Genomic DNA, 12432 nt, shown 5'->3' on the forward strand with positions numbered 1-12432 from the left:
GGATCGAACCCGTGACCTTTCTCCGATGCTCCCGTTGATCTGATCAACGGGAACAGCGTGTGGGGAGGACGGGCATGGGCGAGACGGTGATGCGTCGACGAGGGCATCGTGCCCGTCTGGCTCTGTCGTCCGTGCAGGCAGACCGGCTCGACCAACAGGCATACGCCGCACGGGCTTTGTGGAACCTCCTGCATGAGTTGTTTACCGTTTGCGGAGACAGTCGACCACCTCTCGCTTACCTGGATGCCGAGATCCGTTGGGCGCGGGCCAATGTCGAGTGGCTCGCCGCGCTCCCGGCGCAGGCTGCCCAGGCGGTGCTGAAGACGTACCACCGGGCGTGGATGAACTGCTGGGAGGGCAGGGCTGAGGAACCCACCTTCAAGCCCCGTGCCCGTGGGGCGCTCGCGGTGGACGTTCCGCAGGGGCGGGATCTGCGAGTGGCGAGGGTGCACCGCCGATGGGGGATGGTGAACATCCCGAAGGTGGGGCGGGTGCGGTTTCGCTCGGCTGGCACATCGCATTCCGCACCGAGTGTCAGATGGGAGCGCCCGAGCCTCAGGACTGGGCCAGTTCGCATGTCGGAGTCGACCGGGGCATCGTCGTGCCGCTCGCGCTCTCCGACGGCAGCACGTACGAGCATGGATCGTGGCTCACCGAGGAGGAAGAGGCCCGGCTGCTGAGAACCGAGCGGCAAGCGGCGCACCGCAAGCAGTACCGCAAACGAGGCGAGCGCGTCTCAAAGAGATTGCGTGTCGCATACGACCAGATCAAGGGCCTGCTTCCTGATCTCTCCGGCCCCTGCTGTCCCATGACACAGCAATGTCCGCCATACTTCCGCCTGTGGAGCAGCGCATAGGTTCGAGCAGCAAGCCCCTGGAGACCGCCGCGGTAGACCCGGCGGCCATCCCCGGGCTCACTTCACCCGTGCCGGCCGAGCCGGAGGACCGGGTCCCGGAGCCGTCGAAGGAGTCCGCACCGGAGGAGGCCACCTCGGCGGCCGAAGCGGAGCCCAAGACGGAGGCGGCGTCCGAGTCGGCGTCGGACTCCGAGGTCGAGGCGGATTCCGACGCCGAGGTCCCGGACGGCCCCGTCTTCGAGGCGTCCGACCGCCGGGCGAGGATCATCGCCGACCACCGCGGCGTACAGCTCTTCCTGGACGACCAGGAGTGCGAGTTCCGCTGGGACGAGATCGGGGCCGTCGAGACGGAGACCTCACGCTTCGGCAAGCGGTTCACGGTGACGGTCCACACCCCGGACCGCCGTTGGTACCCGGTCGAGATCGAGGCGAAGGCGAAGTCCCAGTTCCAGGAGTGGGAAACGGACCTGGACAAGGTCCTGGACACCTACTTCGAAGACGCGGAAGCCCTTGAGGAGAGCGCCCCCTAGGGGCGCGGGGCTGTGTCTTCGCGCGGCTCCGCCGCGGTGGGCGCGACCAGCAGTGGACGGCCCGCGGTTTCCCGCGAGCCGTCCGCCGACGCTAGCCGCAGTACTGCGCCTGCTTCCCGATGGACCGGTACATACAGTCCGAGTTCTCCAGCAGCTGCAACACCGCGTCCCGGTTGCGGGCCGTCTCCCGGTCGATCACCTCGTCGGGCGGATAGAAGCCGCCACCCGAGCTGGACGTCGGGTACATCTCGAACGTGTACGCGAAGATCTTCTGACTCCCCCAGAGGTAGTCGTCGATCGAGCCGTCCGTGATGTACAGATCGCTGGACTGCTCCGGCGTGTAGCCGTTGCTCGCGGCCATCTTGCCGCCGACCGTGGCGAAGGCGTCCCGGTCGTCCTGCGTCATGCCCGTGGTGGTGTTGGCGGTGGTGTACCCGAAGGGCCACAGCACCAGTTCGCTGTACGTGTGGAAGTCGATGCCCGTCTTGATCTGCTGGACGCCGCCGACGACCCGGCTGCGGACGAAGTTGGCGACCACCTTGACCTCGGGAGCGGACTCGGCGGACGGACCGCGGTAGGTCTCCGACGAGGTCGAGCCGGAGGAACCGCCACAGCAGCCCCAGCGGTAGTTCCAGTTGCGGTTGAGGTCCGTACCGACGTTCGACGAACCGCTGTTGGGCTGGCGGTTCTTGCGCCACGAGCGGTACGAGCCGGTCGCGATGTCGTACTCGCCGCCGTCCGGGTTGAGGTCCGGGATGATCCAGATCTCACGGGAGTCGATCATCGACTTGACCCGTGAGTCGGTGGCATAGGTGGAGGTCAGGTTGCGCAGCAGGTAGAGCGCCATCTCGACGGTGAGGTGCTCGCGGGCGTGCTGGTGATGGGTGAAGAGCACCTCGGGCTCGGCCTCGTCGGTGCCGACGTTGTCGCTGAGCTTGATGGCGACGATGTTGCGGCCCGAGTAGGAGGTGCCGATGACGCGCTGGCTGGCGATGGAGGGGTTGGCCGCGACAAGGGAGTTGATCTCCGTCGTCATCTCCGCGTAGTTGTGATAGCGGGAGTCGGCCGTGGGGAAGTCGAGCAGCCGTACGTCGTCGGCGCTGCCGGCGCGGTTCGGGGCCGAGCCCAACAGGGTGATCTCGTAGCCGCGTTGGGCCAGTTTCCGGGCCTGGTCGGCGCGGCCGGAGACCACGACGGTCTCCTCGTCGGCCTCGTCCACGGTCACGCCCGACGCCATGATGTCGGTACGGACGTCGGACGTGGAGTTCGCGAAGTTGATCTCGTACTGGCGGATGTCGTCCGCCGAGGCCGCCGGACGCTTGGCGCTGGTCGCGGTGGCTGTGGCGTCAGGGGTCGCGGAGGTGACGCCGACGGCGAGGGCGAGGGACAGCAGGCCGACGGCAGCGGCGGAGCGTCTGCCACTGCGGGCACCTGAGCCTCGTATGCGAAGTCGCATGAAGTCTCCTGTTTCTCTCCGGGAGTTCCGGGATCTCCGGACGCTGGGGAGTGGAGCGGGGGTGGTTCTTCGGTGCGACGGACTGGTGCGGGTGTGCGGCTCATGGTGCGGCTCTGACATGGGCAGGTCAAGACCACATAAAGAGTGATGGCGTGAACCGGCCGACCGCGCGGGCCGGAAAGGGATCGTACGAACGCGGCGAGCGCAGAACGCGCAGAGTCCGCGCGGAGAGTACGCCTGCCCGCGCTTCCCGTCGTGAGCTTCGCGGCAAGACCACCCGTGCGAGTGACCTGCGTGTGTGACCTTCGGCAGCTGCTGGAAGGTACCGATCATGGGCGGATCCGCGCCACGAACGAATCGCCGGCCACCGGCTCAAGCGCCGGTCGAGACCACGAGCTTCGTCGACCGCCGTACCGAACAGACGGAAGTCCGCGCCCTCCTGGCCAGGGCTCGCCTCGTCACCCTGACCGGGCCGGGAGGCGTCGGCAAGTCACGCCTGGCCGCCCGAGCAGCGTCCCGCCTGACCCGCGCCTTCCCGGACGGCGTCCGTCTCGTGCAGCTGGCTCGCGATCTCGGCGACGTCGACGACCCGGATCTCGTCGTACCCCGGGCCCTCGCAACGGCGTTGGGCCTGTACGGCTACGACCACCCGACGCCCCCCGAGGACCCCGCCCACGGACGACCGGCGAACCGTGACCTCCTGGACGTCCTCGCCGACCACCTGAGCAGCCGACGCCTCCTCCTCATCCTCGACAACTGCGAACACCTGCACAGGTCCTGCGCCGAACTCGCCGCCGAACTCCTGCGCCGCACCACAGGCGTACGGATCCTCGCCACCAGCCGGCACCGCCTCGGCCTGACAGAGGAACACCTGCTGGACGTACGGCCGTTGCCGGTCCCGGACCCGGACGGCGACCTCTCCGCGCCCCACCGCCACCCGGCCCTCGCTCTCTTCGCCGACCGAGCGGCGGCAGCGGTCCCGGGCTTCGCACTCACCCCCGCCAACCGCGCCACCGCCGCCCACCTGTGCCGCCGCCTCGACGGCCTCCCCCTGGCGATCGAGCTGGCCGCGTCCCGTATGACCGATCCGGCCGACCTGAACGCCGACGAACTGCTCGCCGCCACCTACGACGACCACGAGACCCGGACCGACGCCGGCCCCCGCCACCGCACCCTGTGGGCGACGATCGACCGGAGCCACCAACTGTGCATGCCTGAGGAGCGGTTGGTGTGGGCGCGGGCGTCCGTCCTGGCCGGGGACTTCGACCTGGAGACGGCGGAGGCCGTGTGCGGGGAGGGCGTAGACGACGTCCTGGACGCCGTGACCGGGCTGGTCGGCAAGTCCGTACTGAGCCGGGAACCGGGCCCGGACGGCGGCGTACGGTACCGGCTGCTCGACACCTTCCGGCGGTACGGTCTCGACCGGCTGAAGCAGCGCCCCGGGGAGGAACGGGCCGCCCGGCGCAGGCACCGCGACTGGACGCAGACCCGGGCTGCGTCGTACGAGCAGGCCTGGTTCGGCCCCGGCCAACAGCACCTGGCCGCCCGCCTCCACGCCGACCGGGCCAACCTGCGCGCCGCACTGGACTTCAGCCTCGGGGCGGACGGCGGCGCCCCCGACGACGCCCTCGCCGGCCTCCGTCTCGCCGGCACCCTCTGGTTCCACTGGTACGCGTGCGGCGCACCCGGCGAAGGCGGGTACTGGCTCGACCGCGCCCTCGCGGCGAACGCCGGGCCGAGCCGCGAGCGGGCCAGGGCGCTGTGGGTCTCCGGGCTGCTCGGGCTGCTCACCGGATCGGCGGAGGACCGCGCCCGGGGCAGGCGGCGAGCCGAGGAGGCGAGGGCCCTCGCCAGGCGACTCGGGGATGCCGCCGAGGCGGCGCACGCGGAGTACGTCATCGGGCTCGGCCTGCTCCTCGGCGGCGAACCGGCCGCCGCCCTGCGGCACTTCGAGGAAAGCGTGGCGCGGGGGCCCGTACCCGGCGGCCATGCCGCTCTCGCCGGACTCGAACGCGTCCAACTCGCCTGCGCGCTCACCGCCTTGGGGGAGACGGACCGGGCGCTCGCCGTCTGCGAGAACACCCTGCGGGTGTGCGAGGAGTACGGCGAGGAGTGGGTCCGCTCGTGCGCTCTGCGGGCGCTCGCCCTCGCCCACACCGCCCGCGAGGACTGGCACCGCGCGGAACCACCCGCCCGAGAGGCCCTGCGCATCGGCCAAGCCCTGCATGACACCCTGGGCATCGCCCCCACTCTCGACCTCCTAGCCCTGATCGCGACCTTCCACAGCCACCAACACCAGCAGGGGCACCAGCAGGGGCAGGGGCACGAGTACGAGCAGCACGACCACAACCACGAGCACGATCCCGGTCAGGATCGCCACCCCGACCACCACCACGACCACGGCCACGAACGCGCCGCCGTGCTGCTCGGCGGCGCCGACAGCGTCCGGGCGACCCCCTTCGACGCCGTACGCCAGGACGCCGAGACGCGGGCCCGCGAAGGCCTCGGGCGGAGCAGGCGGGCGTACGAGCGGGCGTACCGTCGCGGGAACGCCTTCGACCTGGCAGCGATCGTCGAGTACGCGCTGGGGGAGGGCAGCTCGGCCGACCGGAGTCCCGAACCGCAGGCGTCGGGTCTCACCCGCCGCGAGACCGAGGTGGCCGCGCTCGTCGCCGAGGGCCTCGCCAACCAGCAGATCGCCGACCGGCTGGTGATCGCCCGCCGTACCGCCGAAGGCCATGTGGAACACATCCTCGGCAAACTCGGCTTCGCCAACCGCGCCCAGATCGCCGCCTGGGTGGCAACGCACCACTGACCGCACCGGCAACACCGGCAACACCGGCAACACCGGTTGCGCCAGTGCCACCAGTGCCACCAGTTGCACTCGCACCTCCGGCAACGCGCCGTGCGTACGGAAACAGGTATTTCTACCCACGCGCGGGGGCGCCCGAGGAGGCGATGCTGAAGGCATGCTGCAACTCTCCGGGGACCCCGGGGGACACGGCCAGGATCCCGTCTCCCGGTATGGCTCGTATCTCCAACCCCCGCTGGGGGCGGGCCATCTGAGCGTCGAGTACGACCCGCGCCCCAGCGCCGCCCGCGAAGCCCGGGCGGAGATACGCAAGCAGCTGGAGGAGTGGGGCCTGGCCGGCCGGGGGGACCTGACCGACCCTGCCGACGAGCTGCTCGACGTGGCGGAACTGCTCGTCAGCGAGCTGGTCACCAACGCGGTGCTGCACGCCGCGAGCCCCTTCAGGCTCACGGTCTGGGCCGCGCACGGCGTCCTGCGCTGCGAGGTCACCGACACCGGCCGCCGTACTCCTCAGGTGCGGTGCGCGGGCGTCGCGGAGAGCGGCCGGGGGATGTTCCTGGTGGACGCGCTCGCGAGGCGCTGGGGCTGTCACCAGGAGGGGTCGGGCAAGACCGTGTGGTTCGAGCTCGGCACATGCGGGTCCGACGGCTGTGGTCGGCGACAGCCGTAGCGGCCCTGGTTCCGGAGCCGGTTGCCCCGGCTGTCCAAATCCGGCTCCGGAACGCCCTCTTGTGCGCCTCCACCCCTTTGCGCTTTCTTTGCTTCCATGGCGGACACCACAGGAAACACCTCGGCAGCAGGGGGAACCGGCTCCTCGGGCGCCCCGGGTACCTCGGGCAACTCGAACGCCAACTCCACCCCGCGCAAATCCAGTTGGAAGTACATCGGGCCGGGAATCGTGGTCGCCGCGACCGGCGTCGGCGCCGGCGACCTGGTGGCCACGCTCATCGCGGGCAGCAACTTCGGCTACACCCTCCTGTGGGCCGCCGTACTCGGCTGCCTGGTGAAGATCTCCCTCGCCGAGGCGGCGGGCCGCTGGCACCTCTCCACCGGCCGTACCCTCTTCGACGGCTGGGCGAGCCTCGGCCGCTGGACGACGTACTTCTTCGTCGCGTACGTCGTGATCTGGGGGTTCGTCTACGGCGCGGCGGCGATGTCGTCGAGCGCGCTGCCGCTGCAGGCGCTGTTCCCGGACATCATGGACCTCAAGTGGTGGGCGATCCTGTGCGGGTTGTCGGGCCTGGTCTTCGTCTGGTTCAACAAGTACGAGGTCTTCGAGAAGGTCATGACCGTGCTGGTGGGCGTGATGTTCGTCGTCACGGTCTACCTGGCGATCCGGGTCACCCCGAACCTCGGGGACGCCTTCGCCGGTCTGCTGCCCGTCCTGCCCGACGAGAAGGACTCGATCCTCAACACGCTGGGCTTGATCGGCGGGGTGGGCGGCACCATCACCCTTGCCGCGTACGGCTACTGGGTCAACGCGAAGGGCTGGACCAACACGGGCTGGATGAAGGTGATGCGCCTCGACAACCGCGTGGCGTACGCGACGACGGGCATCTTCGTGGTGGCCATGCTGTTCGTGGGCGCGGAGTTGCTGCACAGCGCCAACGTGGCGATCGCGAGCGGCGACAAGGGCCTGATCCAGCTGAGCGACATCCTGGAGGACAAGTACGGCTCGGCGACCGCCAAGTTCTTCCTGATCGGGTTCTTCGCCACGTCCTACACGTCGTTGATCGGCGTCTGGCACGGGGTGAGCCTGATGTTCGCCGACTTCGTGGAACGCTTCCGCGGCGCACGGACGACGGGCGAGGAGGTCGCCTCCGGCACGCGCGAACGGTCGTGGCCGTTCCGCGCGTACCTGCTGTGGCTGACCTTCCCGCCCATCGTCCTGCTCTTCCAGGGCCAGCCCTTCCGCCTGATCATCCTGTACGGCGTGCTGGGCGCGGCCTTCCTCCCCTTCCTGGCCGGCACACTGCTGGTCCTGCTCAACTCCTCACGTACGCCTGCCGAGTGGCGCAACCGGATGCTGAGCAACGCCATGCTGGTGATCGCGGGTCTGCTGTTCCTGGTGCTGTGCGTGAAGCAGATCTGGGACCAGCCGTGGTCGGAGTTCTTCTGACCGGGTCCGCTGGTCTCAGTCCTGGTCGGGGACCGGCTGCAGCTGCTGCCACGTCGAGTTGGTGGCGATCACCTTGAGCTGGTCGAGGGTGAGGGCGGGGTTCGTACGGGTCGGGGCAGTGATCTGGCTGGCGGAGTTGAAGGCGCTCACGACCACCCGCAGACCGTCGGGCCAGATCGCGTCGGCGGTCCGCATGACGAGCCCCTTGCCCTTGCCGTCGCCGTCGCCCTGACGGACGGTGTACTTGACGCCGTCGGGCATCGTCACCGCGCCGGAGCCCTCACCGAACAGGTCGTCCTCGACGTCCTGCATGTTCGGCTGCACATTGATCTGGACGAAGCTCTTGCCCTTGCCGTCGTCGACGACGACGTACCCGTACTCGACGGCAGGCTTGCTCTTCCCGACCACCTTGAGCCCCTTCGGGAGCAGCCCGATGAGTGCCGTCGTGATGGCGTCGCTCTCGACCTGCTCGGGGGTGCTCGACGTCGGCGGCGTCTCGACCTTGTCGGCCGCGGGGATGGCGTTGACGGCCTTGAGCCACGCCGGCGCGGTGACCAGCTTCTTCAACTGGAGGCTGTTCAGCGGAGGTTCGGGGCGACTGATGGGCGCGTCCTTCTCGGCGGGCGCGTTCCACTCCATCACCGTCACATGTGCCCCCTCGGCGGTGACGAGGTCCGCCGTCCACAGCTTGGTGTCGACCCGGCGGTCCGGATACTCGTACCCCTTGAGGATCCTGAGCAACGCACCGCCGGGCAGCGGGCTCGTCACACACTCGTCGTACGGGACGAACGCCTTGTCCGGGCACTCGGTGGTCTGACGGGCCTCGCCGCTCCCCGGCGCGATCCGGCCGAGGCTGACGGAGAGCGCCGCGGCGCCCTTCCCGTCGTCGAACACGCCGTACGCGTACGGGCCCAGCTCCGAGTCGGTGCCGCGCGAGGACTGCTGGGTGAGCTTGCCCGCGGGGAGCAACCCCTTGAGGGTCTTGAGCAGTTGGGCGCCGGAGACGGGGGCCGGAGGGGCCGTGGTCTTGGCCGTGGGGCTGCTGGCCGGGGCCGCGTCGGCGTGACCGGGCCCGACGGTCGTCCCGCCGGCCCCGACGGCCCGCTGCCCGGTGCCGTCGCCTCCCCAGGGGGTGACCAGCGCGCCGCCCACGCCCACCAGGGCGATCGCGGCGGCGCCGCTCACCACAGCGGTCCGGCGTCGCATACGGAGCCTGCGTCCCCGGGTCTCGCCGCCGGCGACGAGGGCGGTGCGATCGGCGTCGAAGGAGTCGCCGGTGCTACGCAGGGCGGCGCCGAGCCGGTCCTCGAACTGTTCGTCTCGATCTTCGATGGGCATGGCGAACCACCACTTCTGCTGTGTAGGAAATTGGTACGGGCACAGGTACGGGTACGGGTCGGGTACCGGGGAGGGGCGGGCGGCCCTCTCTCAGCGGGCCGCGTACTCGCCGAGTTCCTCGCCGAGGAGGGTGCGCAGCCGGGCGAGGGCGCGGACGCAGCGGGTGCGTACGGCGGCCGAGCTGACGTTCATCGCGCCGGCCGTCTCCTCGATGGAACGGTCCTCCCAGTACCGCAGGACGACCACCGCCCGGTCCTTGGGGGCGAGTTGGGCCAGCGCCTCGACGAGGGTGAGCCGCATGGTCACGTCGGCTCCGGCGGACGGTACGGGCACGTCGGGGAGTACGGCGGTGGCCCGCTCGGTGCTGCTGCGGCGCCGCTGATGCGTGAGAAAGGTCCGGGTGAGCACGGTCTGCGCGTAGCCCGCCGGGTTGCTGGCCCGGGAGACGCGGCCCCAGTTGACGTACAGCCGCCCGAACGTCTCCTGCACCAGGTCCTCGGCGAGATACGTGTCCCCGGCGGTGAGCAGACACGCGGAGCGGTACAGATGCCCCGCACGCGCCGCCGCGAACTCCGCGTAGCCGTCGGCGCGGACCTTCCTCATACGTCCCCCTGGTGCGTGCGTCGCGCTCATGTCCCGGGCGCGTGGAGTGCCTTCACCTCATTGACGCGATGGAGCGGGGGAAATGTTTCAGCGCGGGGCGGACTTATTTCGGGCCGGGTGGGTGGGAGGGGCGCCCCTCCACCCCCCCACCCGACCCGACGGACGGGAGCCGGGGTGCTGCCGGACTCGACTCAGCGGTTGACGGCCTGGATCTCCTGGACGACGACGGCCTGCTCGGCCCCGAACTCACCGTCGGGCAGGGCCTGCGGGGCGTTGACTCCGGTCCCGGTCCAGTGGATCTTCCAGGTGATGGTGGCGCGCAGCGGGTAGCTCCCGTCGCCGGAGGAGCGCAGGTATTTCACCCCACAGGGCGGAGTCCGCCCGGCCTTCCCGGTGGCGTACGGCTCCCCGATACGCCCGTTGACGAACGTGCAGACGCCGGACGCGGGGTAGACCTGGGCGTCGGCGGTACCGGGCTCGATGCGCAGCGACTGGGGCTCGGCGACGGTCGTGGCCTGCATCCCGAGCACCGGCACGGACGCGGTGACGGACACCGGCTTGAACTGGGCGGAGTCGAGCCAGGCCCAGGTGGGGAGGTTGACTTTGGTGGGGCCGGCGGGGGCGAGGGTTACTTTGGTGGAGGGGACGCGGATCGCGGCGTAAGCCAGGTCGGCGAGCACCTTCACTGTGACGGCCTCGGGGATGTCGGCCGGCGGTGGCGCGCCGGTGTCGACCCAGAAGTAGTCCTTGGTGCAGTCGAGTGCGCCAGGATCCCCTTCGCGGCCTTCAGTGACGTAGGAACCCCAGAAGTAGCCCTTGTCGGCCTTGTCCTTGTTGAAGTCCTTGTACGGCTTGCCATTGACGAACCGGTTGCGCTGAGTGGAGTCCCACTCGGAGCCGGTGGACCCGGCTTCCCAGACCGGCTCCAACTTCTTCTGAAGCTCTTCAGAAGTAAACATCGGCGCGTAGTAGCAAGCAGGAGGGGTCCAGGTCGACGTCGAGGTGACAGGGCCGGTCGACGGGCCTGAGCCGTTGTTGTCGCGGTCGTAGACGACAGCACCAGCGGTGGCGGAGATCGTGCCGTTGCCGTCTGTGTTACCGGAAGGGCCAGGGGTGGCACCCTGCCCGTCTCCGGGCCCGTATGCCACAGCGGGGCTGGTCAATCCCGTAGCGCACACGACCGCAGCCGCACTGACCGCCACCAGTCTGCTCCACCGACTTATGCCGCGCATGTCTTGTCCCCCCGCTTCGAGACCAGATTGATCGTCTGCCACACGCCTTGCTTGCTCTTCTCCAGGAGTGTGTTGTAGAGCACGAACGGGCTCTCACCCGAAGGAGTCCGGTCGACCTTGTTGGTCTTCCGGTTCTTGTTGAACCCCTTGCTCTCATCGGCGCAGTAGACGACGGAGGCCTTTGTCTCGTTCGACAAGGTGACCTGCGGTGCGTAGTAGCGAGTCGTCCCGGTGAAGGACAAATTGGCGTCGACATACGCCTGCACCCACGCGACCGCGTCGCTCAGCGCTTTGTCCCGGTAGTAGAAAGAGAGGTTCGGTGTACCTGTGTCGCCACGCACGATGGCGTCGTTCGTCGCGTCGATCCGTCCGGCGGTGTCCGCAAGGACCGCGTCCTTGTCTGCGTCGCCCGTCTTCCAACTCTCGAACTTGTCCGTGACATCAGCCGGCAGTTCGACCTTCGGCCGATCGGCGGAGGCAGCCGAGGCCGACGCGGACGCCGTCGGCGATGCCGAGGTCTCGCTCCCCGTGTTGGCGCCGGCGATTTTGTCGTTGTCCTTCGATCCGCTGTCGTCGCCGCCACAGGCGGTCAGCAGCAGGGCCGCGGACGCGACGAGCGCGGTAGCAACGGGCAAAGAGCGGCGCTTCACAGTGGACTCCCCGTGAGACAGGTGTGCTAGCAAAATCTAGACGCTATCGGTGAGGCCGGTGGTTCCGCCAGGCAGCCAAGGTTGCACTGTGACAACGGCAAAGGAACCGATCGCGGAACGCGCTCGTTCGACCCATCCGACTTCGATGTCGGGCTGCGTCAGGGCTGGCACCTGTCGGCCCCACGAGTGGACGTGATCTTCACCAGCTCCCACACGCCGGCCTTGTTCTTCCGTACCTGAACGCCGTACACGACGTAACTGTCCTTGCTGGGCGGCGTCTTCTTGACCTCGCCGGTCTTGATGACCTTGCTGAAACCCTTGCTCTCATCGCCGCAGTAACTCAGTGAAGCGGTGCTCTGGCTGCTGACGGAGACCTGCCGGTCGAAATAACGTACGACTCCGGTAACAGTCCACCCGGCATCCACGAACGCCTGCGCCCATCGCTCGGCTGCCACGGCTCCTTCGCCCTCTGTGTAGAACTCGAGGGCGGGAAGACGTGGGTTCTGGGCAACGATGGCCGCGTCAAGCGCACGGATCAGCTCCGCGTTGTCCTTGAGGACGGCATCCTTGACGGGGTCGCCGGTTTCCGCAGGGGTGAAGGTGTGCGTGATGTCCGCCGGCAGCTCGATCTTCGGGCGGTCGTCGGAAGCTGCCGGAGCCGACGCGGAGACTGCCGGCGACGCGGACACCGCGCTCCTGGCACCCGCGCCGGCGACCTTGGCGTCGTCCTCAGATGTCGACTTGCCGTCGCTGCCACCACAGGCAGTGGTCAGCAGCAGCGCTGATGCAGCGACGAGAACGGGCGGAGCGTGGCGCTTCATCAGCGGTCCCCTTGA

At 69.2% G+C, this 12432-nt stretch carries 11 protein-coding genes; 5 read left to right on the top strand and 6 right to left on the bottom strand.

The annotated features are described in order from the left end of the window. Positions 1-457: 457 nt before the first annotated feature. Both PV396_RS34085 and PV396_RS34090 read left to right on the top strand, forming a co-directional pair. The gene (locus tag PV396_RS34085) at positions 458-856 is read left to right on the top strand and encodes a hypothetical protein (RefSeq protein ID WP_319211272.1); all 399 of its coding nucleotides are present in this window, start codon (positions 458-460) and stop codon (positions 854-856) included. Beyond that, positions 841-1386, top strand: coding sequence for a hypothetical protein (locus PV396_RS34090; RefSeq protein WP_319211273.1), 546 nt, complete (start codon positions 841-843; stop codon positions 1384-1386). The genes PV396_RS34085 and PV396_RS34090 overlap by 16 nt, the downstream gene beginning before the upstream one ends. Before the next feature lie 91 nt (positions 1387-1477). On the opposite strand, the gene PV396_RS34095 is transcribed toward PV396_RS34090, so the two are convergent. Continuing rightward, positions 1478-2842 (bottom strand): M14 family metallopeptidase, encoded by a 1365-nt coding sequence (locus tag PV396_RS34095; RefSeq protein ID WP_319211275.1) that lies wholly within the window; start codon positions 2840-2842, stop codon positions 1478-1480. Between the two features lie 331 nt (positions 2843-3173). Between PV396_RS34095 and PV396_RS34100 the strand changes: the two genes are divergently transcribed. The 3 genes from PV396_RS34100 (at position 3174) to PV396_RS34110 (ending at position 7773) form a co-directional block, all read left to right on the top strand. Next, on the top strand, positions 3174-5657 hold the full coding sequence (locus PV396_RS34100; protein ID WP_319211277.1) for an ATP-binding protein: 2484 nt from the start codon (positions 3174-3176) through the stop codon (positions 5655-5657). Between the two features lie 154 nt (positions 5658-5811). After that, positions 5812-6324: an ATP-binding protein gene (locus PV396_RS34105; RefSeq protein WP_319211279.1), complete on the top strand. Its 513-nt coding sequence runs from the start codon at positions 5812-5814 to the stop codon at positions 6322-6324. A gap of 96 nt (positions 6325-6420) precedes the next feature. Then, entirely contained in the window at positions 6421-7773 is a 1353-nt protein-coding gene (locus tag PV396_RS34110; protein WP_319211280.1) for an Nramp family divalent metal transporter, read from the top strand. 15 nt (positions 7774-7788) lie between these two features. On the opposite strand, the gene PV396_RS34115 is transcribed toward PV396_RS34110, so the two are convergent. The 5 genes from PV396_RS34115 to PV396_RS34135 all read right to left on the bottom strand — a co-directional run bounded on the left by PV396_RS34115 (position 7789) and on the right by PV396_RS34135 (position 12417). After that, complete coding sequence (locus PV396_RS34115; RefSeq protein WP_319211282.1) at positions 7789-9111, bottom strand: hypothetical protein; 1323 nt, start codon at positions 9109-9111, stop codon at positions 7789-7791. A 90-nt stretch (positions 9112-9201) separates the two neighbouring features. Next, positions 9202-9714: a SigE family RNA polymerase sigma factor gene (locus tag PV396_RS34120; RefSeq protein WP_319211283.1), complete on the bottom strand. Its 513-nt coding sequence runs from the start codon at positions 9712-9714 to the stop codon at positions 9202-9204. A 191-nt stretch (positions 9715-9905) separates the two neighbouring features. After that, positions 9906-10946, bottom strand: a complete 1041-nt coding sequence (locus PV396_RS34125; RefSeq protein ID WP_319211285.1) for a hypothetical protein — start codon at positions 10944-10946, stop codon at positions 9906-9908. Further along, complete coding sequence (locus PV396_RS34130) at positions 10934-11596, bottom strand: hypothetical protein (RefSeq protein ID WP_319211287.1); 663 nt, start codon at positions 11594-11596, stop codon at positions 10934-10936. The genes PV396_RS34125 and PV396_RS34130 overlap by 13 nt, the downstream gene beginning before the upstream one ends. Positions 11597-11754: 158 nt before the next feature. Then, complete coding sequence (locus PV396_RS34135; protein WP_319211289.1) at positions 11755-12417, bottom strand: hypothetical protein; 663 nt, start codon at positions 12415-12417, stop codon at positions 11755-11757. Between the last annotated feature and the right edge of the window lie 15 nt (positions 12418-12432).

Origin of the sequence: Streptomyces sp. ME02-8801-2C (assembly GCF_033793965.1) — a bacterium.
Taxonomy (GTDB): Bacteria; Actinomycetota; Actinomycetes; order Streptomycetales; family Streptomycetaceae; genus Streptomyces.

Excerpts from the sequence above, each read along its gene's own strand:
- PV396_RS34085 (WP_319211272.1), top strand. The coding sequence starts at position 458 with ATGGGGGATGGTGAACATCCCGAAGGTGGGGCGGGTGCGGTTTCGCTC.
- PV396_RS34095 (WP_319211275.1), bottom strand. The coding sequence starts at position 2,842 with ATGCGACTTCGCATACGAGGCTCAGGTGCCCGCAGTGGCAGACGCTCC.
- PV396_RS34100 (WP_319211277.1), top strand. The coding sequence starts at position 3,174 with ATGGGCGGATCCGCGCCACGAACGAATCGCCGGCCACCGGCTCAAGCG.
- PV396_RS34105 (WP_319211279.1), top strand. The coding sequence starts at position 5,812 with ATGCTGCAACTCTCCGGGGACCCCGGGGGACACGGCCAGGATCCCGTC.
- PV396_RS34110 (WP_319211280.1), top strand. The coding sequence starts at position 6,421 with ATGGCGGACACCACAGGAAACACCTCGGCAGCAGGGGGAACCGGCTCC.
- PV396_RS34115 (WP_319211282.1), bottom strand. The coding sequence starts at position 9,111 with ATGCCCATCGAAGATCGAGACGAACAGTTCGAGGACCGGCTCGGCGCC.
- PV396_RS34120 (WP_319211283.1), bottom strand. The coding sequence starts at position 9,714 with ATGAGGAAGGTCCGCGCCGACGGCTACGCGGAGTTCGCGGCGGCGCGT.
- PV396_RS34125 (WP_319211285.1), bottom strand. The coding sequence starts at position 10,946 with ATGCGCGGCATAAGTCGGTGGAGCAGACTGGTGGCGGTCAGTGCGGCT.
- PV396_RS34135 (WP_319211289.1), bottom strand. The coding sequence starts at position 12,417 with ATGAAGCGCCACGCTCCGCCCGTTCTCGTCGCTGCATCAGCGCTGCTG.